Origin of the sequence: Streptomyces sp. NPDC004539, assembly GCF_040610055.1 — a bacterium.
In the GTDB taxonomy this organism is placed as follows: Bacteria; Actinomycetota; Actinomycetes; order Streptomycetales; family Streptomycetaceae; genus Streptomyces.
In genome coordinates, this window is the sequence record NZ_JBEXLS010000028.1 from 72,157 (window position 1) to 98,568 (window position 26,412).

At 73.8% G+C, this 26,412-nt stretch carries 20 protein-coding genes; 19 read left to right on the forward strand and 1 reads right to left on the reverse strand.

The window, feature by feature from the left end:
• The first annotated feature begins 17 nt into the window (after positions 1 to 17).
• The 15 genes from ABZX85_RS40415 to ABZX85_RS40485 are packed head-to-tail and all read left to right on the forward strand — an operon-like array spanning position 18 to position 18,316.
• The gene (locus tag ABZX85_RS40415; RefSeq protein WP_355880811.1) at positions 18 to 2,195 is read left to right on the forward strand and encodes a bi-domain-containing oxidoreductase; all 2,178 of its coding nucleotides are present in this window, start codon (positions 18 to 20) and stop codon (positions 2,193 to 2,195) included.
• On the forward strand, positions 2,192 to 4,111 hold the full coding sequence (locus tag ABZX85_RS40420; protein WP_355880814.1) for an alginate lyase family protein: 1,920 nt from the start codon (positions 2,192 to 2,194) through the stop codon (positions 4,109 to 4,111). Before ABZX85_RS40415 ends, ABZX85_RS40420 begins: the two co-directional genes overlap by 4 nt.
• A 10-nt stretch (positions 4,112 to 4,121) precedes the next feature.
• Positions 4,122 to 5,648, forward strand: coding sequence for a right-handed parallel beta-helix repeat-containing protein (locus ABZX85_RS40425; RefSeq protein WP_355880816.1), 1,527 nt, complete (start codon positions 4,122 to 4,124; stop codon positions 5,646 to 5,648).
• Positions 5,641 to 6,843: an O-antigen ligase domain-containing protein gene (locus ABZX85_RS40430; protein WP_355880819.1), complete on the forward strand. Its 1,203-nt coding sequence runs from the start codon at positions 5,641 to 5,643 to the stop codon at positions 6,841 to 6,843. Before ABZX85_RS40425 ends, ABZX85_RS40430 begins: the two co-directional genes overlap by 8 nt.
• A gap of 2 nt (positions 6,844 to 6,845) precedes the next feature.
• Positions 6,846 to 8,057, forward strand: a complete 1,212-nt coding sequence (locus ABZX85_RS40435) for a glycosyltransferase (protein WP_355880821.1) — start codon at positions 6,846 to 6,848, stop codon at positions 8,055 to 8,057.
• A complete protein-coding gene (locus ABZX85_RS40440) occupies positions 8,054 to 9,289 on the forward strand; it encodes a class I SAM-dependent methyltransferase (protein WP_355880824.1) in 1,236 nt (411 codons plus the stop codon). The genes ABZX85_RS40435 and ABZX85_RS40440 overlap by 4 nt, the downstream gene beginning before the upstream one ends.
• Positions 9,286 to 10,062 (forward strand): glucose-1-phosphate cytidylyltransferase, encoded by a 777-nt coding sequence (locus ABZX85_RS40445; RefSeq protein WP_355880827.1) that lies wholly within the window; start codon positions 9,286 to 9,288, stop codon positions 10,060 to 10,062. The genes ABZX85_RS40440 and ABZX85_RS40445 overlap by 4 nt, the downstream gene beginning before the upstream one ends.
• Positions 10,059 to 10,706 (forward strand): PIG-L deacetylase family protein, encoded by a 648-nt coding sequence (locus ABZX85_RS40450; protein WP_355880830.1) that lies wholly within the window; start codon positions 10,059 to 10,061, stop codon positions 10,704 to 10,706. The genes ABZX85_RS40445 and ABZX85_RS40450 overlap by 4 nt, the downstream gene beginning before the upstream one ends.
• 3 nt (positions 10,707 to 10,709) lie before the next feature.
• Positions 10,710 to 11,735, forward strand: a complete 1,026-nt coding sequence (locus tag ABZX85_RS40455; protein WP_355880833.1) for an SDR family oxidoreductase — start codon at positions 10,710 to 10,712, stop codon at positions 11,733 to 11,735.
• Positions 11,723 to 13,006, forward strand: a complete 1,284-nt coding sequence (locus tag ABZX85_RS40460; RefSeq protein WP_355880836.1) for a DUF4910 domain-containing protein — start codon at positions 11,723 to 11,725, stop codon at positions 13,004 to 13,006. The genes ABZX85_RS40455 and ABZX85_RS40460 overlap by 13 nt, the downstream gene beginning before the upstream one ends.
• A gap of 5 nt (positions 13,007 to 13,011) precedes the next feature.
• Complete coding sequence (locus tag ABZX85_RS40465; RefSeq protein WP_355880839.1) at positions 13,012 to 14,319, forward strand: hypothetical protein; 1,308 nt, start codon at positions 13,012 to 13,014, stop codon at positions 14,317 to 14,319.
• On the forward strand, positions 14,319 to 15,266 hold the full coding sequence (locus tag ABZX85_RS40470; RefSeq protein WP_355880840.1) for a glycosyltransferase family 2 protein: 948 nt from the start codon (positions 14,319 to 14,321) through the stop codon (positions 15,264 to 15,266). Before ABZX85_RS40465 ends, ABZX85_RS40470 begins: the two co-directional genes overlap by 1 nt.
• Positions 15,263 to 16,447: a polysaccharide pyruvyl transferase family protein gene (locus tag ABZX85_RS40475; RefSeq protein ID WP_355880843.1), complete on the forward strand. Its 1,185-nt coding sequence runs from the start codon at positions 15,263 to 15,265 to the stop codon at positions 16,445 to 16,447. Before ABZX85_RS40470 ends, ABZX85_RS40475 begins: the two co-directional genes overlap by 4 nt.
• The gene (rfbC, locus tag ABZX85_RS40480) at positions 16,444 to 16,995 is read left to right on the forward strand and encodes a dTDP-4-dehydrorhamnose 3,5-epimerase (RefSeq protein ID WP_355880846.1); all 552 of its coding nucleotides are present in this window, start codon (positions 16,444 to 16,446) and stop codon (positions 16,993 to 16,995) included. The genes ABZX85_RS40475 and rfbC overlap by 4 nt, the downstream gene beginning before the upstream one ends.
• A gap of 1 nt (position 16,996) precedes the next feature.
• Positions 16,997 to 18,316: a glutamate-1-semialdehyde 2,1-aminomutase gene (locus ABZX85_RS40485; protein ID WP_355880849.1), complete on the forward strand. Its 1,320-nt coding sequence runs from the start codon at positions 16,997 to 16,999 to the stop codon at positions 18,314 to 18,316.
• 13 nt (positions 18,317 to 18,329) lie between these two features.
• Here ABZX85_RS40485 and ABZX85_RS40490 read toward each other — a convergent pair whose 3' ends face one another.
• Positions 18,330 to 19,004 carry a phosphatase PAP2 family protein gene (locus ABZX85_RS40490; protein WP_355880852.1) on the reverse strand — a complete coding sequence of 225 codons (675 nt, stop codon included), beginning with the start codon at positions 19,002 to 19,004 and terminating at the stop codon, positions 18,330 to 18,332.
• A 344-nt stretch (positions 19,005 to 19,348) separates the two neighbouring features.
• Here ABZX85_RS40490 and ABZX85_RS40495 point away from each other — a divergent pair, with 344 nt between their 5' ends.
• The 4 genes from ABZX85_RS40495 to ABZX85_RS40510 all read left to right on the forward strand — a co-directional run bounded on the left by ABZX85_RS40495 (position 19,349) and on the right by ABZX85_RS40510 (position 26,404).
• Positions 19,349 to 23,116 carry a Pls/PosA family non-ribosomal peptide synthetase gene (locus ABZX85_RS40495; protein ID WP_355880854.1) on the forward strand — a complete coding sequence of 1,256 codons (3,768 nt, stop codon included), beginning with the start codon at positions 19,349 to 19,351 and terminating at the stop codon, positions 23,114 to 23,116.
• Positions 23,113 to 24,516 carry a M1 family metallopeptidase gene (locus ABZX85_RS40500; protein WP_355880857.1) on the forward strand — a complete coding sequence of 468 codons (1,404 nt, stop codon included), beginning with the start codon at positions 23,113 to 23,115 and terminating at the stop codon, positions 24,514 to 24,516. The genes ABZX85_RS40495 and ABZX85_RS40500 overlap by 4 nt, the downstream gene beginning before the upstream one ends.
• Before the next feature lie 106 nt (positions 24,517 to 24,622).
• Positions 24,623 to 25,447 carry a DUF1684 domain-containing protein gene (locus tag ABZX85_RS40505; RefSeq protein ID WP_355880860.1) on the forward strand — a complete coding sequence of 275 codons (825 nt, stop codon included), beginning with the start codon at positions 24,623 to 24,625 and terminating at the stop codon, positions 25,445 to 25,447.
• A gap of 96 nt (positions 25,448 to 25,543) precedes the next feature.
• A complete protein-coding gene (locus ABZX85_RS40510; RefSeq protein ID WP_355880862.1) occupies positions 25,544 to 26,404 on the forward strand; it encodes an alpha/beta hydrolase in 861 nt (286 codons plus the stop codon).
• The last annotated feature ends 8 nt before the right edge of the window (positions 26,405 to 26,412 follow it).

Here is a 26,412-nt window from a genome sequence, read left to right on the forward strand (position 1 = left end):
AGACAGGACCGTTTCGGGTGAAACAGGTTGTGCAGAACTACAAGAACGGCGAACTGGCGCTGCTCGACGTGCCGGTGCCGGGGTGCAAGCCGGGGGGTGTGCTGGTCCGCAGCGCCTACTCGCTGATCTCCACCGGCACCGAGCTGATGAAGGTGTCCGAGGCGGGCATGTCGATGCTGGGCAAGGCCCGCTCGCGGCCCGACCAGGTCGCCAAGGTCGTGCAGAGCGTCGCCGTCAACGGGGTGCCCGCCACCTACCGCAAGGTGATGGGCAAGCTGGACTCCTACACGCCGCTGGGCTACTCGCTGTGCGGGGTCGTCGAGCAGGTCGGCGCCGGGATCGACGACGTGAAGACCGGCGATCTCGTGGCCTGCGCGGGCAACGAGCACGCGCTGCACGCCGAGCTGAACTGGGTGCCGAAGAACCTGTACGCGCCGGTCCCGGACGGACTGGCCGCGCGGCACGCGGCGTTCGGGACGGTCGGCGCGATCGCGATGCAGGGCGTGCGCCGGGGGGAGCCGCAGCTCGGTGACACGGCGCTGGTGATCGGCCTCGGGCTGATCGGCCAGCTGGTGGTGCAGCTCCTGGCCGCGTCCGGGGTGACCGTCGTCGGCGTCGACCCCGATCCGGCGCGCTGCGAGCTGGCGGGGCGGCTGGGCGCGGCGGCCTGCGGCGACCCCTCCTCGGCGGCGGTGGAGACGGCGGTCTCCGAACTCACCGGCGGGCACGGCGTGGACCAGGTGTATCTGGCGGCCGGCGGCTCCAGCAATCAGCCGGTGGAGCTGGCTGCGCGGCTGTGCCGGGACCGGGGCCGGGTCGTCGACATCGGGAAGTGCCGGCTGGACCTGCCGTGGAACGCGTACTACGAGAAGGAGCTGGACGTCCGCTTCTCCCGCAGCTACGGCCCCGGCCGCTACGACCCGGAGTACGAGCTGGAGGGCCGCGACTACCCGATCGGCTACGTCCGCTGGACGGAGCGCCGCAACCTGGCCTGCTTCCTCGACCTGGCCGCCCGTGGCCGGGTCGACGTGGAGCCGCTGATCTCCCACACCGCCGACTTCGCCGACGCCGTCGAGACGTACCAGGGCCTGAAAGACGGCGAGTTGAAGGCCGTGGCCGTCCTCTTCCGCTACCCCGGACACGAGCCCGAGACCCGTCCCGCGGCGACGGTCACAGTGCCGGCCATCGAGGTGAAGGCGAAGCGGCCGGCCCGGCCGGTGCGGGCGTCGCTGCGGCTGGCGTTCGTCGGCGCGGGCAACTACGCGACGTCGATGCTGCTGCCGCACCTGGTCGAGCGCGACGGCGTCGACCTCGCGGCCGTCGTCACCACGACCGCCCTGTCCGGCGCGAACGCGCAGCGCAAGTTCGGCTTCGCCCGCGCGACCACCGATCTGGACGCGGTCCTCGGGGACACGTCGATCGACGCGGTGTTCGTCGTCACCCGGCACAGTTCGCACGCCGAGCTGACCCGCAGGGCGCTGCTGGCGGGGAAGGCGGTGTTCGTCGAGAAGCCTCTCGCGCTCACCGAGGAGGAGCTCGCCGGGGTGCTGGCGGCGGTGGAGGAGTCCGGCAACGACCGGCTCCAGGTCGGCTTCAACCGCCGGTTCGCGCCGCTGCTCCAGGAGGCGAAGGAGCGGTTCGGCGCCCGGTCCGGTCCGGCGAGCCTGCGCTATCTCGTCAACGCCGGGCGGCTGGACCACGGGAGCTGGTATCTGCGGCAGGACACCGAGGGGTCGCGGTTCGCCGGTGAGGGCGGGCACTTCGTCGACACGGCGAGCTGGCTCCTGGACGCCGACCCGGTCTCGGTGTACGCGGTCGCGGCGCCCGGCGGGGAGGACCTCCAGGTCGTGCTGCGCTACCCGGACGGGTCCACCGCCACGATCAGCTACGTCACGAGCGGCCCGTCCGGTTTCCCGAAGGAGACGCTGGACCTGGTCGCGGACGGCCGGGCGCTGCGCCTGGACGACTTCGTGCGGGCTACCGTGCACAGCCCGAAGAAGTGGGTGAGTTCACGGCTTCCCAAGGCGCGGGACAAGGGGCAGAACGCGCAGCTCGCCGCGTTCGTGCGGGCCGTGCGGACCGGCGGGCCGATGCCGGTGCCGCTGGAGTCGCTGGCCGCGACCACGGCGGCCACGCTCGCGGTGCGCACCGGGCTGGCCGCCGGGACGCCGGTGACGCTGGCGGGGGTGCGATGACGCTCGGTGCGGGCTGGTACCTGCGGCGGCTGTCCCGGATGGGGCCGCGGGAGATCGGCGGACGGGCGGTCGACACGGCGCGCAGACGGCGGTGGCGGTCGGCGCGGCCCGTGTGCCCGGACGTGCCCGACGCCCGGTTCACCGCGACGCTGCCGCCGGGGGTGCTCGCCGGGGCGGCGCCGGACGCCGTGAAGCGGCTCGTCGCTCAGGCGGACCGGCTGATGGCCGGGCACGCCGAGTACTTCGGCGTGGTCCGTGACGACCTGGCCGACCCGGACTGGTGGTTCGACCCGAAGACGGGCCGCCGGGCGCCCTGGGGGTACGCGTTCGACGTGCCGTACCGCGACGAGGACACCGTCGGGGACGTCAAGCAGATCTGGGAGCTGTCCCGGCACCAGTACCTCACCGTCCTCGCCGCGGCCTACGCGGTCACCGGGGACGAGCGGTACGCGGAGCGGGTCGCCGCGCATCTGCGGTCGTGGTGGTCGGCCAACGCTCCGCTGCGGGGCGTGCACTGGACGAGCGGCATCGAGCTGGGCATCCGGCTGCTGTCGTGGGTGTGGGTGCGCCGGCTGCTCGACGGGTGGCCGGGCGCGGGCGCCCTGTTCGAGGAGAACCCGGTGGCGGTGCGCCAGATCTGGCACCACCAGCGCTGGCTGGCCGCGTTCCCGAGCCGGGGCTCGTCCGCGAACAACCACGTCGTCGCGGAGGCCGCCGGGCAGTTCGCGGCGTCCTGCGCCTTCGACTGGTTCCCGACCTCGGCGCGCTGGCGCGCGGATTCCCTGCGCTCCCTGGACCGCCACCTTCGCGCGAACACCTTCCTGTCCGGCCTCAACCGCGAGCTGGCCTCCGAGTACCACGGCCTGGTCCTGGAGCTGGGCCTCGCCGCCCTCGCCGAGGCGGACGCGGCCGGGGTCCAGGTGCCCGCCTCGGTGCGGCTGGTGCTGCTGCGCATGACCGACGCCCTCGCGGCGGTCGTCGACACCAGCCTGCGGCCCCCGCGCCAGGGCGACTCGGACGACGGGTACGGGCTCGTCGTGGACGGCGCCGGCACGGACCGCTGGGCGTCGCTGCTGGCCACGGGGGACGCCGTGTTCGGGCGCCTCGACTGGTGGCCGGAGGTCACCGCCACCGACGTCCGCACCCCGCTGCTGGCCGCGCTCGTCAGGCCGTACCGGCGTGACGACCGGCCCGTGGAGCGGCCGGCGCACTTCGCGGACGCGGGGCTGACCGTCCTGCGGGGGCCCGGCGGGATCTGGTGCCGGTGCGACGGCGGGCCGCACGGGTTCCTGTCGATCGCGGCGCACGCCCACGCGGACGCGCTGTCCGTGGAGGTCCGCCGCGAGGGGGTGGACGTGCTCGCCGACCCGGGGACGTACTGCTACCACGGGCAGCCCGCGTGGCGCCGGTACTTCCGGTCGACGCTGGGCCACAACACGCTCGAACTCGACGGCGCCGACCAGTCCGTGTCCGGGGGCCCGTTCCTGTGGACCCGGCACGCCCGCACCCGCGTCCTGGAGGCGGGCCCGGACCGCTGGAGCGCCGAGCACGACGGCTACCAGCCCTCCGTACACCAGCGCCAAGTGCAGCTGGACGGGGGCGAGTTGCGGATCGTCGACACCGTGCGCGGGCCCGGCCGGGCCGTGCGGCTGGTGTTCCACCTCGGGCCGGAGGTCGTCGCGGAGCTGGACGGCGGGCGGGCGCGGCTGTCCTGGAGCCGGGACGGGGAGGACCGGTCGGCGGTGCTGGAGCTGCCGGCGGCGCTGAGCTGGCGGGCGCACCGGGGCGAGAGCGATCCGCCGCTCGGCTGGTACTCCCCCGGCTTCGGGCGCAAGGAGCCCGCGACCACGCTCGTCGGCACCGGATTCACCGGCGGCGCGGGGGAGTTCACGACCGTACTCAGGTTCCACGGCTGAAGGGGGACGGATGAAGTGGCGGCACTGGACCGCACCGCTGGCGCTGCTCCTGCTGGCGGCGGCCGGCTGTGACAGCGGTACGTCGAGCGTGCGGCCCGAGCCGTCCAGCACGTCCGCGGCGCCGGGCACGGCCGTGGCCCGGGTGTGCGACAGGCCCTCGGGCGGGCCGGCGTCGGCGCCGAAGGGCGCGGTGACGGTCGACCCGGCGGTGACCGGCGACCTCGCGGCGAAGACGAAGAGCAGTCCCCCGCGCACCACGTTCTGGCTCCGCCCGGGGAAGCACACCCTCGAACCGGACCGGTACGCGCAGGTCATCCCGAAGGACGGGGACGTGTACATCGGGGCGCCCGGCGCGGTCCTGGACGGCCGCAGGACCAACCAGTACGCGTTCGGCGGCTCCGCGCGCGGGGTCACCCTGCGTTCGCTGACCGTGCAGGGGTTCGTCGCGCCGCACGACGAGGGGGTCGTCAACCACGACTCGGCCGACGGGTGGGTCGTCGAGCACATGACGATCCAGCACAACGACGGTGCCGGGCTGATGGCGGGGGCCCGGCAGCGGGTGCGCGCCAACTGCCTGCGCGCGAACGGGCAGTACGGCATGAACGCGTACAAGAGCGGGGGCCGGATCACCGGGCTGGTCGTCGAGGGCAACGAGATCACCGGGAACAACACCGGTGACTGGGAGCGCAAGCGGTCCGGCTGCGGGTGCACGGGGGGCGTCAAGTTCTGGGCGGTCGACGGGGCCGACGTCCGCGGGAACTGGGTGCACGACAACCGGGGCACCGGGCTGTGGGCGGACACCAACAACAACGACTTCCTGATCGAGAACAACGTGATCGAGTCGAACGACGGTGCCGCGCTGATCTACGAGACCAGCTACAACGCGGTGATCCGCAAGAACCTGATCCGCCGCAACAACTGGGTCGAGGGCCGCCGGTACGCGGACCGGGGCGACACCTTCCCGCTCGCGACGGTCTACCTGTCGGAGTCCGGCGGCGAACCCCGGGTCCGGGCCCGCACGAGCAGGATCGAGATCTACGGCAACACCCTGACGGACAACTGGTCCGGCATCACCCTGTGGGAGAACGCCGACCGGTTCTGCAACAGCCCCGCCAACACGTCCTCCGGCGACTGCACGCTTCTCGTGAAGAGCACCGCGAGCTGCAAGCAGCCGGCGATCGCCAAGGCCCCGCTGTACGACGACTGCCGGTGGAAGACGCAGCGCGTCGACATCCACGACAACCGCTTCACCCTCGACAAGACGGTCGTCGGCTGCACCGACAAGTGCGACCGCATGGCCGTCCTCGCCAACTACGGCACCTACCCCGACTGGTCGCCGTACCAGGGCGACAAGGTCGCCGAGGCGATCACCCGCACGCAGGACAACCACTGGCACGACAACGTGTACGTGGGCGCGTGGGCGTTCGTCGCGCACGACCCGAGCCGGGTGCTGGACGCCGCGCAGTGGCAGGCGGCGCCGTACGGCCAGGACACCGGCAGCACCTTCCGTCCGCAGGGGGGTGGCGGGGATGGGTGAGGAGGAGCGCGCGCCGAGGCTCGTCGGGGCGGTCTGGGGGCTGCTGATCCTCAACACGCTCGGGTCCGCCGGGGCGAAGACGATCGTCCCGCTGCCCCGGTCGCTCATCCAGATGGCCACCATGGGCGCGCTGGTCGCCGCGTTCGCGCTGGCGCTGCTGCTCAACCTGCGGCTGCGGATGCGGCCCAGCGCCTATCTGCTGCTGATGACGCTGCTGCTGGTGCCGAGCGTGCTGTCCAGCGTGCATCTGGAGTCGGGGTTCGGGGCGCTGTTCCGGTGCGCCCGGCTCGCCCTCTTCATCGCGACGCTGTGGCTGCTGAGCCGCTGGTGGAACGGGGACGAGACGTTCGTCCGGCACCACATCCGGATGTACTTCGCCGTGCTGGCGTCGGTGGCCGTGGGTCTGGTCGTCTCGCCGGGCGCGGCCCTGCCCGACCTGTACGGGGGGCGGCTGGTCGGCGCGCTGTGGCCGCTGACGCCGCCGCAGATCGGGCAGTACGCGGCGGTGATCATCGGGCTGTCGGTGCTGCTCCTGCTGGGCCGGCGCACCGACCGTTCGAGCGCCGCGCTGGTCGTCGTCCCCTCGCTGGTCCTGCTGGCGCTGACGCACACGCGGACGGCGACGCTGGGGCTGCTGATCGGGCTGGTGCTGGCGATCGGCTCGCTCGTGCTGACCAGTGCGGCGGCGCGGCGGTTCTTCTCCTGGGCGGTGGTGTGCGCGGCCGTCGCGGCGGTCGCGCTCGGCTCGTTCCTCCAGGCGTGGTTCCTGCGCGGGCAGACCCAGGAGAACTTCAGCAGCCTCACCGGGCGGGCGAAGGTGTGGGACGCGCTCCTCGCGGCGCCCCGGACGCCCTCGGAGTACCTGTTCGGGGTGGGCCTGGGCGACAAGTCGTTCGGCGGGCTGCCCATCGACAACAGCTGGCTGGCCGTCTTCAACGAGCAGGGCATGACCGGGGTGGTCCTGGTCGCGGCGTTCGTGATCGTCCTCGGCGGGGTCGCGCTGCTGCGCCCGCCGTCGCTGGAGCGGGCCTGCGCGATCTTCCTGATCAGCTACTGCGCGATCGCGTCGTACACCGAGGCCGGTCTCGGGGACGCCTCCCCGTACCTGCTGCACCTGGCGGTGGCCGCCTCGCTGCTGGCGGCGCCCGCGCTCCCCGTCCCCGAAGTCCCTCGACGCAGCTCGGAGGTGATCTGACCGTGCACGTCCTCGTGGTGCACAACCGTTACGGCTCCGCGCAGCCGAGCGGCGAGAACAAGGTCGTCGACCAGGAGGTGGCCCTGCTGCGCGGGGCCGGCCACCGGGTCGGGGTGTTCGAGCGGCGCAGCGACGACATCGCGTCCCGGTCGCTGCTGGGGAAGGCGGCGCTGCCGCTGCTCGTGCCATGGAACCCGCGTGTGCGCGCCGAGTTGGCGGCGCGGCTGCGGGCGGAGCGCCCTGACGTGGTGCACGTCCACAACGTGTTCCCGCTCCTGTCGCCGGCGGTCCTCGCGGCGTGCGCCGACGCGGGCGTGCCCGCTGTGGCGACGCTGCACAACTACACGCAGGTCTGTCCGCCGGGCACGCTCCAGCGGGACGGGAGGCCGTGCGCGGAGTGCGTCGGCGGTACTCCCCTGCCCGCCGTGCGGCACGGCTGCTACCGGAACTCGCGGCTGGCGACGGTGCCGCTCGCGGTGAGCCTGTCGGTGAACCGGCGGCGCTGGTGGTCCGGGGTGGAACGGTTCTTCTGTATCTCGGCCGCGCAGCGCGACGTCCTCGTGGAATCGGGGCTGCCGGCCGAACGGCTCGCGGTGAAGCACAACTTCGTGCCCGACCCGGGCGCCTGCCGGGTGGGCGCGGGCGAGCACCTGCTGTTCCTCGGGCGGCTCGCGGAGGCGAAGGGGGTCCGGCTGCTGATGGCGGCCTGGGACCGGCTTTCGGCCGGCGGCGGGGTGGGGGTGCCGCTGGTGATCGCGGGCACGGGGCCGCTGGAGGGCGAGGTGGCCGCCTGGGCGGCGGGCCGCGACGACGTCCGGTACGTCGGCCTGTACGACCCGGCGCGGTGCCGGGAGGCGGCCCTGCGGGCGGTCGCCGTGGTCGCGCCGTCGACCTGGCTGGAGGCGTTCGGGCTGGTGGTCGTGGAGGCGATGGCGGCCGGGGTGCCGACGGTCGCCGCCGGTCACGGGGCCTTCGTCGAACTCGTCGAGGACGGGGTGAGCGGGCTGCTGCACACTCCCGGCGACCCGGACTCGCTGGCGTCCTGTCTGCGCCGGATCACGGCGGGGCCGGAGCTGGGCCGGGAGCTGGGGAGGGCCGCCCGGCGCCGCTATGAGGAGGGTTTCAGTCCGCAGGTCGGGCTGGAGCGCCTGCTGGAGGGGTACCGCACCGCGATCGCGGTGCGGGTCGGATCACTTGGGGGGCAGGAGAAATGACAGCATGCCGACTCTGCGGTTCGGAGGCGCTCGCGAGCGTCGTCGACCTCGGGGCGACGCCGCCGTGCGAGAGCTTCCTCGCGGCGGACCAGCTCGACCTGCCGGAACCGGCGTACCCGCTGCATCTGCGGGTGTGCACGGAGTGCTGGCTCGCTCAGATCCCGCCGCTGATCACGCCGGAGGACACGTTCACGCAGTACGCGTACTTCTCGTCCTACTCGACGTCGTGGGTGGAGCACGCGCGCGCCTTCGTCGCCGGGGCGGTGGAGCGGCTGGGGCTGGGCTCCGACGCGTTCGTGGTGGAGGTCGCCAGCAACGACGGGTATCTGCTCAAGCACGTCGTGGACCGGGGCATCCGCTGCCTGGGCGTCGAGCCGTCGGTGAACGTCGGCGGCGCCGCGCGGGACGCGGGGGTGCCCACACTGACCGCGTTCCTCGACCCGGCGACCGGCGCCGGGGTGCGCGCCGAGCACGGTCCGGCGGATCTGGTGGTCGCCAACAACGTGTACGCGCACATCCCGGACGTGGTCGGGTTCACCCAGGGGCTGCGGGCGCTGGTCGCCGACGACGGCTGGGTGTCGATCGAGGTGCAGCACCTGCTGACGCTGATCGAGGAGAACCAGTACGACACGATCTACCACGAGCACTTCCAGTACTACACGGTCGCCGCCGCGATCCGGGCGCTGGCCAGCGGCGGTCTCACGCTGGTGGACGTCGAGCTGCTGCCGACGCACGGCGGCTCGATCCGGCTGTGGGCGCGCCCCGCCGAGGCCGCCGGGGAGCCGTCGACGCGGGTCTCCGACGTACTGGCCCGGGAGAAGGCGGCCGGGCTCCAGGAGCTGTCCGGGTACACGGAGTTCTCCGCCCGGGTCGCCAAAGTCCGCCGGGATCTCCTGAAGTTCCTCGTCGAGGCCGCCGAGCGCGGCGAGACGGTCGTCGGGTACGGCGCCCCGGGCAAGGGCAACACCCTCCTCAACCACTGCGGCATCCGCCCGGACCTGCTCGCCTACACGGTCGACCGCAACCCCTACAAGCACGGCCGGTTCACCCCCGGCACCCGTATCCCGATCCTGGCGCCCGAGCAGATCGCCGCCGACGAGCCGGACTACGTGCTGGTCCTGCCGTGGAACCTGCGGGCCGAACTGGAGGAGCAGCTCTCCTTCGTGCACGACTGGGGCGGCCGGCTGGTCTTCCCCATCCCGGAACTGAGCATTGTCGAGGTCGCGCGATGAAGGTCGTCCTGTTCTGCGGCGGTTACGGGATGCGGATGCGCAGCGGCGCCTCCGACGACGTCCCCAAACCCATGGCGATGGTCGGTCCCCGGCCGCTGATCTGGCACGTCATGCGCTACTACGCGCACTTCGGGCACACGGAGTTCATCCTGTGCCTGGGCTACGGGGCACACCACATCAAGGAGTTCTTCCTCAGCTACGAGGAGACGACGTCCAACGACTTCGTGCTGCGCGACGGAAGGACCGAGCTGCTGTCGACGGACATCTCGGACTGGACGATCACGTTCGTGCAGACCGGCGTCGAGTCCCCGATCGGGGAGCGGCTGCGCAGGGTGCGCCCGTATCTGGAGGGCGACGAGATGTTCCTCGCGAACTACGCGGACGTCCTGACGGACGCCCCGCTGCCGGAGATGATCGACAAGTTCGCCGCGCGGGACGCGGGGGCGTCGCTGATGGTGGTGCCGCCGCAGTCGTCGTTCCACTGCGTGGACCTCGGCGACGACGGTCTGGTCGGCGGGATCACGGCGGTGAGCGAGCTGCCGCTGTGGGAGAACGGCGGCTACTTCGTGCTGCGTCAGGAGGTCTTCGACCACATCCCGCAGGACGGGGACCTGGTGGCCGACGGCTGTGCCGAACTCGCCAAGCGGGGGCGGCTGGTGGCGCACCAGCACCGGGGGTTCTGGAAGCCGACGGACACCGTGAAGGAGCGGGCCGCGCTGGACGAGGCGTACGCGCGGGGCGAGCGTCCGTGGGCCCTGTGGGAGCGGGTGTGATCCGGCTCGGCGCCGGGCGCCTCGACCGGGTCGTCGCGGTGGGCGCGCACTGCGACGACATCGCGATCGGGGCGGGCGGCACGCTGCTGACGCTGTGCCGGGCGCGTCCCGGTGTCCGGGTCGACGCGCTGGTGCTGTCCGGCGCGGGCACCGAGCGGGAGCAGGAGGAGCGGGCAGCGCTCGCCGCGTTCTGTCCGGGCGCCGATCTGCGGCTGACGGTGCACAAGCTGCCGGACGGGCGGCTGCCCGCGCACTGGGACGAGGCGAAGGACGCCGTCGAGGAACTGCGCGCGGCGGCGGACCCGGATCTCGTGCTGGCGCCGCGCACCGACGACGCCCACCAGGACCACCGGGGCCTCGCGAAGCTGATGTCCACGGCGTTCCGCGACCATCTCGTCCTCGGCTACGAGATCGTCAAGTGGGACGGCGACCTCGGCCGCCCCTCCGTGTACCAGCCGCTGTCCCCGGAGACCGCCGAGGACAAGGTGGGCCTGCTCCAGGAGCACTACCCCTCGCAGCGGCACCGGCCCTGGTACGACCGGGAGGCGTTCCTCGGGCTGGCCCGTATCCGCGGGATCGAATGCCACGCCCGCTACGCGGAGGCGTTCGCCGTCACCAAACTCACTCTCGACCTGGGGGACTGACCGTTGCGTGTACTGCTGACCGGACACCAGGGCTATCTGGGCACCGTGATGGCCCCGGTCCTCACGGCCGCCGGGCACGAGGTCGTCGGCCTCGACTCCGGCCTGTTCGCCGACTGCGTCCTCGGCCCGCGCCCCGCCGACCCGCCGGGCACCCGCGTGGACCTGCGGGACGTCACCGCCGAGCACGTCTCCGGCGTGGACGCGGTGATCCACCTGGCCGCCCTCTCCAACGACCCCCTGGGCTCGCTGGCGCCCGATCTGACCTACGACATCAACCACCACGCGTCCGTCCGCCTCGCCCGCCTCGCCCGCGAGGCCGGGGTGAGCCGCTTCCTGTACGCGTCGACGTGCTCGGTGTACGGCGCCGCCGGGGGCGACGACCTGGTGGCGGAGGACGCCCCGCTGCGCCCGGTGACGCCGTACGCGGAGTCGAAGGTGCGCGTCGAGGACGACCTGCACGCCCTCTCCGACGGCGACTTCAGCCCCGTGTACATGCGCAACGCGACCGCGTTCGGCTACTCGCCCCGGCTGCGGGCCGACATCGTGCTGAACAACCTGGTGGGGCACGCGCTGCTGTCGGGTGAGGTGCTGGTGCTGTCGGACGGCACGCCGTGGCGTCCGCTGGTGCACGCCGCGGACATCGCGCGGGCGTTCACGGCGGCGCTGGAGGCGCCCCGGGAGGCGGTGCACGACCGGGCGTTCAACATCGGCAGCGAGGTCAACAACGTCACGGTCGCTCAGATCGCCGGGCAGGTCGCGGAGGCGGTGGCCGGCGCGAAGGTGCGGATCACCGGGGAGAACGGGGCCGATCCGCGCTCGTACCGGGTGGACTTCTCCCGGTTCCGGGCGGCGATACCGGGCTTCGACTGCGCGTGGACGGTCGCCCGGGGCGCGCTCGAACTCGCGGACGCCTACCGGAAGTTCGGGCTGACCCGGGAGGACTTCGAGGACCGGTTCACCCGGCTGGCCGTGCTGCGCGCGGCGTCCGAGGCGGGCACGGTGGACGGCACCCTGCGGTGGCGCGGGTGAGTACGCCCGGCGAGGAGATGCACGCGCTGGTGGAGCGGCTGTACCCGCTGTGCCGGAGCATCACCGGCGACGGGGTGCGGGCCACCCTGGACATCGTCGGCGAGTACGTCCCGCTGACGGTCCACGAGGTGCCGACGGGGACGCAGGTCCTGGACTGGACGGTGCCGCAGGAGTGGAACATCCGGGACGCGTACGTCGCGGACGCGGCCGGGAACAGGGTGATCGACTTCGCGGAGTCGAGCCTGCACGTCCTCGGGTACAGCGTGCCGGTGTCGGCGACGATGCCGCTCGACGAGCTGCGCCCGCACCTGTACACGCTGCCGGACCAGCCGTCGTGGGTGCCGTACCGCACCAGCTACTACCAGCCGACGTGGGGTTTCTGTCTCGCCCAGGACACCCTGGACGCGCTTCCGGACGGCGACTACGAGGTGCGGATCGACTCGACGCTCGCCGACGGCCACCTCACCTACGCCGAGCACGTGGTCCCCGGGCAGGTCGCCGACGAGGTCATCGTCTCCTGCCACGTCTGCCACCCGTCGCTGGCCAACGACAACCTCGCCGGCATCGCGGTCGCGACGTTCCTCGCCCGCGCGCTGGCGGAGCAACGCCCCTACTACACCTACCGGTTCATCTACGCCCCCGGCACGGTCGGCGCGATCACCTGGCTCGCCCGCAACGCGGAGCGCATCGATCAGGTGAAGCACGGTCTGGTGCTGGCCTGCGCGGGCGACTCCGGGCACCTCACTTACAAGCGGAGCCGGCGCGGTGACGCGGAGATCGACCGGGTGCTGCGGCACGTCCTGACCGCCTCGGAACGCCCGCACGAGATCAAGGAGTTCACGCCGTACGGCTACGACGAGCGGCAGTACTGCTCCCCCGGGTTCGACCTGGGCGTGGGCTCGCTGAGCCGGACCCCGTACGCCGGGTACCCCGAGTACCACACGTCGGCGGACAACCCGGAGTTCGTCTCGCCCGAGGCGCTGGCGGACACCCTCGCGGTCTGCCGGGAGGCGTTCGCCGTCCTGGACCGCAACCGCCGGTACGTCAACCTCAGCCCGTACGGCGAACCGCAGTTGGGGCGGCGGGGGCTGTACGAGTCGCTCGGCGGGCGCAGTGACGCGAAGGAGGCCCAGATGGCGATGCTCTGGGTGCTGAGCCTCTCCGACGGCGAGCACGGTCTGCTGGACGTCGCCGAGCGGTCCGGGCTGGCGTTCGACACCGTCGCCGCGGCGGCCGACGCCCTGTGCGGCGCCGGGCTGATCAAGGCGTGACGCCGGTGACCGCCACGGCGACGGCCGGATCGGCGAAGCGGGCCCTCGTCGGCCGGCTGTCCTGGGGGCTGGCCGACCAGGCGGCGTCCAGCATGTCCAACTTCGTGGTGGGCATCTACGTCGCCCGCTCCCTCGGGGTGACCGCGTTCGGCGTGTTCAGCCTGGCCTGGGTGACCTACGGCGTCGTCCTGAACGTCTCCCGGGGCCTTGCGACCGACCCGCTCGTGGTGCGCTTCAGCGGGGTGCCGGAGGAGTCGTGGCGCGGGGCGGTGGCGCGCGCCACGGGGACCGCGCTCGGGATCGGGACGGTGCTGGGCGCGGTGTGCCTGGTCGCCGGACTCGCGCTCGGCGGCCGGGTGGGGCCCGCGTTCGCCTGTCTCGGCGTCATGCTGCCGGGGCTGCTCCTCCAGGACGCGTGGCGGTTCTCGTTCTTCGCGGCGGGCGTCGGCCGCAAGGCGTTCGTCAACGACGTCGTGTGGGGGATCGCGCTGGTCCCGGCGATGGTCGTCGCGGCCCAGGTGGGCACGGTCGCCGGGTTCGTCCTCGCCTGGGGGGCGTCGGCGACGGTCGCCGCCGGCTACGGCTGCCTCCAGTCCGGCATCCGGCCCCGTACCGCGAAGGCGCGCGGCTGGCTGCGGGAGCAGCGCGACCTCGGCTACCGGTATCTCGTCGAGAACGTGAGCCTGAGCGGCGCGAGCCAGCTGCGGGCGTACGGGCTCGGCGTGCTCATCGGGGTCGGCGCGGTGGGCGCCGTGCGGGGTGCCGAGTTGCTGCTCGGGCCGTTCCTCGCGGTGCTGATGGGGCTGTCGCTGGTGACGGTTCCGGAGGCGGCGCGGGTGCTGCGGCAGGCCCCGCACCGGCTCGGCACGTTCTGTCTCCTGCTGGGCGGCGGGCAGGCGGCCGGGGCGCTGCTGTGGGGCGGGGCGCTGCTGCTGATGCCGGACCGGCTGGGCGAGCTGGCGCTCGGCGGGGTCTGGCCCTCGGCCGCCCAGCTCATCGTGCCCATCACCCTCGGTGTCGCGGGCGCCGGGCTCGGCACGGGGGCGGCGGCCGGACTGCGCGCGCTCGGCGCGGCCCGCCGCAGTCTGCGCTGCCAGCTCTTCGCGTCCTGCGGCTACGTCGGCGGCGGGCTCGGCGGCGCGGCCCTGGGCGGCACGGTCGGCTCGGCCTGGGGCGTGGCCGCCGCGACGCTGAGCGGCTCGGCCGTGTGGTGGCTCCAGCTGCGCTCCGCCCTGCGCGAGCACCGCGCCGCCGCCGTCCCCACGCCTTCCGGCTTTCCCGAAGCTCCTGACGTTCCCGAAGTGAGGACCTGATGACCGACCGACCCAGGCTGAGCATCGGCCTGCCCGTGTACAACGGCGAGGAGTACCTGGCCGAGTCGTTCGACGCGCTGCTCGGGCAGACGTACGAGGACTTCGAGCTGGTCGTCTCCGACAACGCCTCGTCCGACGGGACGGAGGAGATCTGCCGCCGGTACGCCGCGAAGGACTCCCGTATCCGCTATCTGCGGCTGCCCCGGAACATCGGCGCCACCCCGAACCACAACCTGGTGTTCACCGAGTCGCGCGGCGAGCTGTTCAAGTGGGCGTCGCACGACGACCTGTACGGCCGCGACCTGTTACGGCTCTGCGTGGACGCGCTGGACGAACGCCCGGAGATGATCCTCGCGCACTCCGCGCAGGCGGTCGTCGACGGCGACGGCAAGGTGAAGGTGCCCTACGAGTACACGCTCGCGACCGACTCGCCGTCCGCTCCGGAACGGTTCCGGAGTCTGCTCTTCGAGCCCGGGGGCGACGACTTCTACGGGGTGCTGCGGGCCGATGTGCTGCGCCGGGTGAAGCCCCTGGACAGCTACCACCACGCGGACCGGACGTTCGTCGCGGAGATCGCCCTGCACGGCCCGTTCCACCAGGTGCCGGAGCTGCTGTACTTCCGCCGCGACCATCCCACGCGCGCGGAGCGGGCGAACCCCTCGAAGCGGTCCCGGTGCGTCAACCTGGACCCGCGCCGCTCGGGTCTCCTGCATCCGACGCCCCGGCTGCTCGCCGAGTACGTGTGGGGGTTCGTCGCGGCGATCCGGCGGGCGCCGCTGTCCTCGGCGGACCGGCGGGCCTGCTACCGGCATCTGTCGGCGTGGATGAGCAGCCGGGTCCGGCCGGGCGCCGGGGAGCGGGTCGAGGACCGGGCTCCGGTCGACGCCTCGCTGCTCACGGTCTCGGTGGACGCGCTGGTCGCGGGCCGTGAGGGGCGGCGGACGTGACGGTACGGGTGGGGGTGTTCGGCCTGCTCGGCTCCGGGAACCTCGGCAACGACGGCTCGCTGGAGGCGCTCCTCGGGTATCTGCGGGGCGCGCATCCGGACGTGGTCGTGGACGCGCTGTGCGGAGGGCCCGAGGCGGTGTCGGCGCGGTTCGGGATTCCCGCGACGCGCATGCACTGGAACCGGGGCGAGTACCGGACGGCGTCGCGTGCGGGCGCGGTCGTGACGAAGGGCGCGGGGAAGGCCGTCGACGCCTTCCGCACCTTCGCGTGGGTGCGGCGGCACGACGTGGTGATCGTGCCGGGGATGGGCGTCCTTGAGGCGACGCTGCCGCTGCGGCCGTGGGGGTTCCCGTACGCGCTGTTCCTGCTGTGCGCGTCGGGGCGGCTGACCCGGACGCCGGTGGCGCTGGTCGGAGTAGGTGCCGCGCCGATCGGGAGCAGGCCGGTGCGGGCCCTGGTGCGCTGGTCGGCGCGCCTGGCCGCGCACCGGTCGTACCGGGACGCGCCGTCGCGGGACGCGATGCGGGCGATGGGCGTGGACACCTCGCGCGACGAGGTCCACCCGGACCTGGCGTTCGCCCTGCCGGTCCCGCAGGTCGACGCCCCCTCCCCCGGGCTCGTCTGTGTCGGTGTCATGGCGTTCCACGGCGGCAACGACGACCGGGCGCGGGCCGAGGAGATCCACCGGCGTTATCTCGACGGGACGATCCGGTTCGTGCGGGCGCTCGTCGAGGAGGGGCGGCGGGTGCGGCTGCTCACCGGGGACGGGGTGGACGCCGCGGTGGTCGACGCGATCCTCGAAGCGGTGGACTCACCACGGGTCACGGCCGCACGGACGGACTCGCTGGCCGACCTGATGAGGGAGACGGCGGCGGCCGAGACCGTCGTCGCGACCCGCTACCACAACCTGATCTGCGCGCTGCGGGTCGGCACACCGACGCTCGCGCTCAGCTACGCGGCGAAGACGGAGGCGCTGATGGCCCGTATGGGGCTGGACGCGTTCTGCCATCCGGCGCGCGAGGTCGACGCCGACCGGCTGCTCGAACAGTTCCGGGAACTGGAGAAACGGGCGCCGGAACTGCGGCGGACACTCGTCGAGCGAAATCGCCTCGCCACGCGTCAGCTCGACGACCACTTCACCCTTCTGACGATGTCCCTGGCCCTGCGGGAGGCTCGATGAAAGCGACCGGCGTTCCGGAGATCGACGGCGCGTTCCTGTTCACGCCGACGCCGTTCGCGGACGAACGCGGCTTCTTCTCCCGCACGTTCGACGCCGAGGTGCTGCGCTCGGTGGGCCTCGACCCGGACGCGTTCGTCCAGGACAGCCTGTCGCGTTCGGTGCGGGGCGTGCTGCGCGGGATGCATCTGCGGTCCGGGGACGGGGAGGCGAAGCTCGTCCGGTGTTCGTACGGGCGGATCTTCGACGTGGTCGTGGATCTGCGGCCCGCGTCGCCGACCTTTCTGAACCGGGCGTTCTTCGAGCTGTCCGACGACACGCAGGTCACCCTCTACATCCCGGCGGGGTGCGCGCACGGCTTCCAGGCGCTCACCGACCCCGCCGACGTGTCGTACCGGATCGACCGCGCGCACGATCCCTCACAGGACGTGACGATCGCCTTCGACGACCCGGAACTCGCCATTCCCTGGCCGCTGCCCGTCGCGGCGGTGTCGGGGAGGGACCGGAAGGCTCCGAGCCTCGCCGAGGTACTGAAGCACGAGGAGAACTGACGTGGACGAACTTCACCTGCCCCGGTCGCGCGCCGCGAACGAGCGGCTGCACGCCCTGATCCCCGGAGGCGCGCACACCTACGCCAAGGGAGACGACCAGTACCCCGAGAACCTCGCCCCGGTGATCAGCCACGGCCGGGGCGCCCACGTGTGGGACGTCGACGGGAACCGCTACGTCGAGTACGGCTCCGGGCTGCGGTCGGTCAGCCTCGGGCACGCCCACCCGCGCGTGACGGAGGCGGTACGGCGGGAGCTGGAGCGGGGCGGCAACTTCGTGCGGCCGTCCGTCGTCGAGGTCGAGGCGGCGGAACGCTTCCTCGCGACGGTGCCGACCGCCGAGATGGTGAAGTTCGCGAAGAACGGTTCCGACGCCACGACCGCCGCCGTACGCCTCGCCCGCGCCGTCACCGGCCGGCCCCGGGTCGCCCTCTGCGCCGACCAGCCGTTCTTCTCCGTGGACGACTGGTTCATCGGCACCACCCCGATGCCGGCCGGCATCCCGGCGGAGACGAACGACCTGACGGTGACGTTCCCGTACGGCGATCTGGCCGCCACGCAGGAGCTGCTCGACCGTCACGAGGGCGAGATCGCCTGTCTGATCCTCGAACCCGCCACCCACTGCGAGCCGCCGCCGGGCTACCTCGCGGGCCTGCGGGAGCTGGCCGACCGGCACGGCTGCGTCCTGGTCTTCGACGAGATGATCACCGGTTTCCGCTGGTCCGAGGCGGGCGCCCAGGGCCTGTACGGCGTCGTCCCCGACCTCTCCACGTTCGGCAAGGCCCTCGGGAACGGCTTCGCCGTGGCCGCGCTCGCCGGGCGCCGGGCACTGATGGAGCGCGGCGGGCTGCGCCACCCCGGCGACCGGGTGTTCCTGCTGTCCACGACGCACGGCGCGGAGACCCACTCCCTGGCCGCCGCGATGGCCGTCCAGGCCACCTACGTCGAGGAGGGCGTCACCGCGCGCCTGCACGCGCTCGGTGAGCGGCTCGCCGCCGGGGTGCGGGAGGCGGCGGCCGGGATGGGCGTCGGTGACCACGTCGTGGTCCGGGGGCGGGCCAGCAACCTGGTCTTCGGCACCCTGGACGAGAACCGGCAGCCGTCCCAGGCGTACCGCACGCTGTTCCTGCGCCGGCTCCTCGCGGGCGGGGTGCTGGCGCCGTCGTTCGTGGTGAGCGCCGCGCTCGACGAGGCGGACGTGGACCACACGGTGGACGTGGTGGCGCAGGCGTGCGCGGTGTACCGGAAGGCGCTGGACGCCGGGGACCCGACGCCGTGGATGGGGGGACGGGCGGTGAAGCCGGTGTTCCGGCGGCTGTCGTGAGGGTGACCGGCCGTCAGTGAGGCCGCTGCGGCTCGCGCTCCGGCTCGTCCGAGGCATCGCTCAGGTGGTCGGCCGTCCGGTCGACCACCCACGCCGCTCCCGGTGTCAGCGCCACCGCGAGGCACCAGCCGCCGAGGACGTCCGTCGGGTAGTGGGCCCCCAGCGCGATCTGCGCCCATCCCATGACGGCGCCCGCGACCAGCGCCGCCCCGAGGACGACGGCCGTCCCGGCGCCCTTTCCGAGCCCCGGCCGCCCGGCCGTGAGCAGGCCCGCCACCAGGGCGAGGGACGTGAGGAAGGCGGTGTGGCCGCTCGGATAGGACAGGTTGTCGCCGTGGATGGTCCGCCCCACCACGTGTTTCAGCAGCGTCGCCGCCACGACCGCCGTCCCGGCCGCCACCACGACGAGGACCGCCCCCCGGGGCCGCCGCAGCAGCAGGCAGCCCGCCACGGCGGCGAGGACCAGCGGCACCGCTCCCCCGGGCTCCCCGAGGAAGTCCACCGCCAGCGCGAGGTGCCGCCACCCCGGACCAGGCCCCTCCAGCGCGGACGAGATCCGCGCGTCCGCCTTCCCGGGCTCGCTCCCGCCCCCGTACAGCATCCCCAGCACGACCACGGCGAGGGCCGCGAGGACCGAGACCGGCCCGAGCCACGCACGCGGTGCGGAAGGCACCACCCGACCGGTCACTTCTCCCCCTCACGCCGGTACCCGCCCGCCACTTTAGTCAGGGACACGGGAATTCGTGTCCACCTGTTGTGAATGCGTTCGAATTGGGCGGGATAAAAGTCTTCGGTTTCTCAATTTCGCCCCATCCGCAGGTCGTGAATCAATTGCACGGAGTTGGTGAACTCTCTTCCGTGAATGCCTCTCTGACAGTCCGTAATGGGCTTCGCGGCCCGTGGGCACAGAGATCCAGAGGCACGACCTTGACCTCGACCGCACTCGACGAGTCAATCCCGTTCCCTGAGTTCCCCGAGAACAGGGCCCTTTTCCGCTCGTCGGCGGCGGCTCCTCCCCGCACCCTCGTGGACGTGCTGGAGTCGACCGCCGCCCGCCATCCGAACGCCCCGGCGCTGGACACCGGTGAGGAGGTCCTGTCGTACCGGGAGCTGTGCGAGGAGGCGCGCAGACGGGCCGGCGGGCTCGCGGGGCTCGGGATCGGGGCCGGGGACCGGGTGGGGGTGCGGGTGGCGTCGGGGACGGCGGAGCTGTACCTGTCGGTCCTGGCCGTCCTGTACTGCGGAGCCGCCTATCTCCCGGTGGACGCGGACGACCCCGAGGAGCGCGCGGCGACCGTGTTCCGGGAGGGCGGGGTGTGTCATGTGCTGGGGTCGGGCGGGAAGGGCGCGGGGCTTCGGGCGCCGGCCGGGGCGGGGCGGACGGCGGGGCCGGGCGACGACGCGTGGGTGATCTTCACGTCCGGGTCCACCGGCGCCCCGAAGGGGGTCGCCGTGACGCACCGGTCGGCGGCGGCGTTCGTCGACGCGGAGGCGGGACTGTTCCTGCGCGGCCGGCCGCTCGGTCCCGGTGACCGGGTCCTCGCGGGTCTGTCGGTGGCGTTCGACGCGTCCTGCGAGGAGATGTGGCTCGCCTGGCGCTCCGGGGCCTGTCTGGTGCCTGCCGCGCGGGAGTTGGTGCGGGCGGGGCACGAGCTGGGGCCCTGGCTGGACGTCCGGGGCATCACCGCCGTCTCCACGGTCCCGACGCTGCTGGCGATGTGGCCGCAGGAGGCGCTGCGGCGGGTGCGGCTGCTGATCCTGGGCGGTGAGGCGTGCCCGCCGGGTCTGGTGGACCGGTTCGCGCGGCCGGGGCGGGAGCTGTGGAACACCTACGGGCCGACGGAGACGACGGTCGTGGCGTGCGCCGCGCTGCTGGAGCCCGGGGCGCCGGTCCGGATCGGGCTGCCGCTCGCGGGCTGGGAGCTGGCGGTCGTCGACGAGGCCGGTGCGCCCGTCGGGTACGGCGCGGAGGGCGAGCTGGTGATCGCCGGTGCGGGGACCGCGCGCTATCTGGACCCCGTCAAGGACGCGGACCGGTTCCGGCCGTGCCCGGCGCTGGGGTCGCCGCGCGCCTACCTGTCGGGGGATCTGGTGCGGGCCGACCCCGAGGGGCTGGTGTTCCTGGGACGGGTGGACGACCAGGTCAAACTGGGCGGGCGGCGCGTCGAACTCGGCGAGATCGACGCGGCGCTGCTCGCGCTGCCGGGGGTGCGCGGCGGCGCGGCGGCCGTCCAGGAGACGGGGTCGGGGGCGCAGGTCCTCGTCGGGTACGTCGTCCCGGGGGCGGACTTCGACGCCGGGGCGGCGCGGGCGCTGCTGACCGGGCGGCTGCCCGCGCCTCTCGTCCCCGTGCTCACGGAGGTGACCGGCCTGCCCACCAAGCCGTCCGGGAAGGTCGACCGCGGGGCCCTCCCCTGGCCGGTCCCCCTCTCCGGCGCGGAGGAGGCGGCCGAGCTGCACGGGACGGCCGCCCGGCTGGCGGACGTCTGGGAGCGGCTGCTCGGGCTGCGGCCCGGCCCGTGCAGCGACTTCGTGCTGCTCGGCGGCACCAGTCTGACCGCCGCGCGGATGGCGTCGGAGCTGCGCGTGGACCATCCGGGGCTCTCCGTCGCGGACCTGTACCGCCGGCCGGTGCTCCAGGACATGGCCGATCACCTCGACTCGCTGGCCGGGACGGTGCGGGAGGTGCGGCCGGCGCGTCCGGTGCCCCGGCGTGCGGCCGTCGTCCAGTGCGGGGTGTCGCTGGCCGGGTACGGGGTGACCGCGCTGCGGGGGCTGGTCGGGCTGGCGGTCGCGGACAACGTGCTGGGGTGGATCGCGCCGCACAGGTGGGCTCCGCACACGTCGTGGTGGCTGGTGCTGGCGGGGTGGGTGGTGCTGTTCAGCGCGCCGGCGCGCTGTCTGATCGGGGCTGGGCTGGCGCGGGCGCTGGCCGGGCCGATCGCTCCGGGGTCGTATCCGCGCGGCGGGGGCACGCATCTGCGGCTGTGGAGCGCGGAGCGGGCGGTCGCCGCGTTCGGGGTGCCGTCGCTGGCGGGGACGCCGTGGGCGGGGGTGTACGCCCGGCTGCTGGGCTGCCGGACCGGCCGGGACGTCCAGCTCCACGCGCTGCCTCCGGTGACCGGGCTGGCGGAGCTGGGCGACCGGTGCGGCGTCGAGCCCGAGGCGGATCTCGCGGGCTGGTGGCTGGACGGCGACACGCTGCACGTCGGCCGGGTGAGCGTCGGCTCGGGCGCCCGGGTCGGTCACCGCGCCACCCTGCTGCCGGGCGCGGCCCTCGGTCCCGGCGCCGAACTGGCCGCCGGGGGCTGCCTGGACGGCCCGGTCCCGGCCGGCGAGTCATGGGCCGGCTCCCCGGCCCGCCCGCACTCCCCTGCGGGCACCGGCTGGCCCGCCCGCCCCGCCCGCACCCGGAGCGGCCGTCTCTGGCACCTCGCCTACGCCCTCTCCCTGACCGTCCTGCCCCTGCTCTCCCTCGTGGCCGCCGCCCCCGCCCTCGCCGTCACCTGGCTGCTGGTCCGCACGACCCCCACCCTGTCCGGCGCGGCCGTCCACCTCCTGGCCGCCGCCCCGCTGCTGGCGGTCCTGACGGCCGTGTGCGGCATGCTGCTCACCGCGCTGACCGTCCGTCTCCTGGGCCGCGGGATCACTCCCGGCGTGCACCGCGCGGACGGCGGGGTCGCCTGGCGGGCGTGGCTGGTGACCCGCATCCTCGACGGGTCCCGCGTCGGGTACTTCCCGCTGTACGCGAGCCTCGCCACCCCGTACTGGCTGCGGCTGCTGGGCGCCCGGGTCGGCCGCCGGACGGAGATCTCGACGGTCCTGCCGCTGCCGTCCCTCCTGCGCGTCGACGACGGGGCGTTCCTCGCGGACGACACGCTCGTCGCGCCGTACGAACTGCGGGCCGGCTGGCTGCGGCTGGGGGCGGTGCGGATCGGGGAGCGGGCCTTCGTCGGGAACTCCGGGATCGCGAGCCACGACGTCCCCGACCACGGCCTGGTGGGTGTGCTGTCCGACGCTCCCGTGTCGAGCGCGCCGGGGACGTCGTGGATCGGCCGGCCCGCGATGGAGCTGCCCCGGGTGGCGCAGGCGGGCGACCAGGCGCGGACGTTCGCGCCGCCGCGCCGGCTGGTGGCGGCCCGTGCGGCGGTCGAGGCGTGCCGGGTGCTGCCGCTGGTGATCGGGACGGTGCTGGCGGAGCTGCTGCTCCTGGCCGGGCAACGGGCCCTGGACGTGGGCGGGTTGCCGCTGGCCGCGCTCACCGGCGTCGTCTCGCTCCCGGTGGCGACGCTCGCGGCGTGTCTGGTCACGACCGGCGCGAAGTGGCTGCTGGTGGGGCGGTTCCGGGTGGTGGAGCGGCCGTTGTGGTCGTCGTTCGTGTGGCGCAACGAGCTGTTCGACACGTTCGTGGAGACGCTGGCCGTGCCGTGGGGCATGGGCGGGCAGCTCGGGACGCCGGTGCTGAACTGGTGGCTGCGGAGCATGGGGGCGCGGATCGGGCGGGGGGTGTGGCTGGACTCGTACTGGCTGCCGGAGACGGATCTGGTGAGTGTGGGCGACGGGGCGAGCGTCAACCGGGGGTGTGTCCTCCAGACACATCTCTTCCACGACCGGATCATGCGCATGGACACGGTGACGGTCGGTGCCGGGGCCTCGCTCGGTCCGCACAGCATCGCCCTGCCCGCGACGACGATCGGCGCGGGGGCGTCGGTCGGGGGCGCGTCGCTCGTCATGCGCGGCGAGTCGGTGCCCGAGGGCACCCGCTGGGCGGGCAACCCGATCGCGGGGGTGGTCGCGTGACGTGGTGCGGGAGGCGGGCCCTGGTGCGCGGGGCGCTGCTCGCGCCGCTGGCGCTGGTGGCGGCGGACCGGTTCCCGGGGCGCCCGGGCCGGTACTTCGCGGGCCACGGCTCGGACGAGCACCGCACGCTCGCCTACGGTCTGGACCTCGACTACGACCCGGACGCCGGGACGCTGGAGGGGCGGGCCCGTCTGCGGGTGGTCGCCGAACGGGCGCTGCGCGAGGTGCGGCTGGACCTCGCGGGCCTCACGGTGCGGGAGGCGCTGGTCGACGGGCGGGACGTACGGCCCCGGCGGTCCGGGCACAAGCTGGTGCTGCCGGTGGGGCGGACCGTCCCGGCGGGGGCGTCGTTCGTCGTGGAGGTCGGGTACGGGGGGCGGCCGGGGCCGGTGCGGACGCCGTTCGGGCAGATCGGCTGGGACCGGACGGGGGACGCGCACGGCGGGACGCTGGTGGCGGCTCAGCCGCTGGGGGCGCCGTCCTGGTTCCCGTGCAACGACCGGCCGGACGACAAGGCGGAGTTCACGTTCCGGGTGCGGGTGCCGCACGGTCATCAGGCGGTCGCGAACGGCACGCTCGTGGACCGGGACGGCGACCGCTGGACGTACCACCATCCGGGGCCGATGGCGCCCTACCTGGCCGCCCTGTACACGGGCCGGTTCGCGCACGGCACCTGGCGGGCCCGCGACAGCGCGACCGGCCGCACGATCGCCGGCCGGGACGCCTACCCGGCCCGGCTGGCGGACGCGGCCCGGCACGATCTGGGCCGGCAGCCGGAGATGGTCGAGGCGTTCACCCGCTGGTTCGGCCCGTACCCGTTCGAGACGTACGGGGCGGTCGTCGTGGACGCCGATCTCGACCAGCCGGTGGAGAACCAGACCGCGTCCGTGTTCGGCCGCAACCACGTCGACGGCCGGCGCACCTGGGAGACGCTCGTCGCGCACGAACTGGTCCACCAGTGGTTCGGCAACAGCGTGAGCCTGCGGGACTGGCGGGACATCTGGCTGAACGAGGGTTTCGCGACCTACGGGGAGTGGCTGTGGTCGGAGCATCTCGGCGAGGAGTCCGCGGACAGCCTCGCGCGCGCCGCCCGGCGTTCGCTGGCCGCCCGTCCGGCGGGGCTGCGTCTGGCCGCGCCCGGCCAGGACCGGATCTTCGACGAGCGGGTCTACGACCGGGGCGCCTGCACCCTGCACGCGCTGCGCCTCACCCTGGGCGACGCCGCCTTCTTCGCCGTGCTGCGCTCCTGGCACGACACCCGTCGCGGAGGCGCCGCCGACACGGCCGCGTTCGTCGCCCACGCCGCCCGCTCCCGCCCCGCGACCGTCGAACCCCTCCTGCGGAGCTGGCTGTACGACCGGCGGCTCCCGCCACTGCCGGAACCCCGTTCACAAACCTGACAAGAAGCTGTCACACCCGGCCGGAATGCCGTCCCGGCGAAGGCTCGTTCTCACTGACGTCGGATCGGAGGGGAGCCACCCCTCAGCCCTCGCAGAAGGAGCCCGCATGACCATCGAAGCGCCCACGACCGGCCTCGACGCCTTCACCGAGGACTGGCAGGAGTGGCACCGCGCCCAGGAGGCCCGGCTCGCCCACCCGCACGGCTTCCTCGCGATCACCGGCCTGCACTGGCTCGACGACACCCCGCAGCGCTTCCCCGACGCCCCGGGCGCCTGGCGGACCGGCCCGGACGGCGTCGTCGTCACCCTCGACGACGGCGAGGAGCTCGTCGTGGACGGTGAACCGGTGCGCGGCGAGCACCGGTTCGGGGTGCTGCCGGAGCGGGGCGGGGTGGACGCGGTCTGGGGCGACGCCGTCATCGAGATCGCCAAGCGCGGCGGCAGCGACATCGTCCGCCCCCGCCACCCGGACGCGCCCCTGCGCACGGCCTTCACCGGCACCCCCGCCTACGTCCCCGACCCGCGCTGGTCGGTCCCGGCCCGCTACGTGCCCTTCCCGGAGCCCCGCCCGACCACGGTCGGCGCGGCGGTCGAGGGCCTTGAGCACGTGTACGAGGCGCCGGGCCGCGTCGAGTTCGAGCTGGACGGACGGCCCCTGGCCCTCACCGCGTTCCCCGGACACGGCCCCGGCCGCCTCACGGTCCTGTTCACCGACGGGACGTCCGGCGTCACGACGTACGCGGCGAACCGCGTGCTGTCCCTCGACGCGCCGGCCGCCGACGGCACCCTGACCCTCGACTTCAACCGCGCCGCGAACCTGCCCTGCGCGTACACGGACCTGGCGACCTGCCCGCTGCCCCCGGCGGAGAACCGGCTCCCGCTGCCCGTCGAGGCGGGCCACAAGATCCCCTACGAGCGCGGCGGCCACTGAGCCGCACGGCCCCCCGCCCGGCACGCACACTTCGTCCACTGTCCGCTGTCTACGCTCCCGCCTCTTGTCCGACGCCCAAGCGCAGGGAGCGCGTTCATGACGTTCACGACGATCGACGGCAACCGGCTGTTCCACACCGACGAGGGTCCGGCCGGGGGAGGGGACGGGACGCTGCTCCTCGTGCACGGTGAGGCGTGCGACTCGCACGACTGGTCGGCGCAGACGGGGGCGTTCGCGGCCCGCCACCGGGTGATCGTGCCGGATCTGCGCGGGCACGGCCGGTCCACGGGGCTGTCGGGCGGGATGCGTCCGCGTGACTTCGTGTCGGATCTCGTGGAGCTGCTGCACGTCCTGGACACCGGCCCGGTGACGGTGGTCGGGCATTCGCTGGGCGCGGTGGTCGCGTCGGTCCTCGCGGTCGAACACCCGGAGCTGGTGCGGGCGGTGATCGCGGTGGAGCCCGCGTACGGCTTCGCGGCGGAGTTCGCGCCGCCGCTCGCCGCCGCGTTCCGGGTGCCGGACCCGGTGGAGGTCGCGGCGGCGGTGCTGGGCGGTCTGGAGGGCACGGGGGCGGAGCCGGGCGCGGACGCGCTGCGGGTGTGGCACCGGCGGCGGGTCCTCGGCATGGACCCGATGACCGTGCGGGACGTCTTCCACGGACTGTTCGACGAGGCCGCCGCCGCGCTCACCGTCCGGCCGGGCGTCGAGTCGTACCTCGCGCGCCGCTCCTGCCCGGTGCTGTCGCTGTCGGCGGGCGACTCCCTCAAGGCGAAGGGCATCGACGGTGACTGGGAGGAGTCGCTCAGCCTCCATCCGTACAGCGTGTCGGTCGTTCTCGACGGAGTCGGCCATTGGATGCATCAGGAACGCCCCTCGGAGATCAACGCACTGGTACTGGGTTGGCTGCACGGTCTGCCGGCCCCCCGACCGGAGCGGAAGACGGACACACGGGGATGACGACGTGA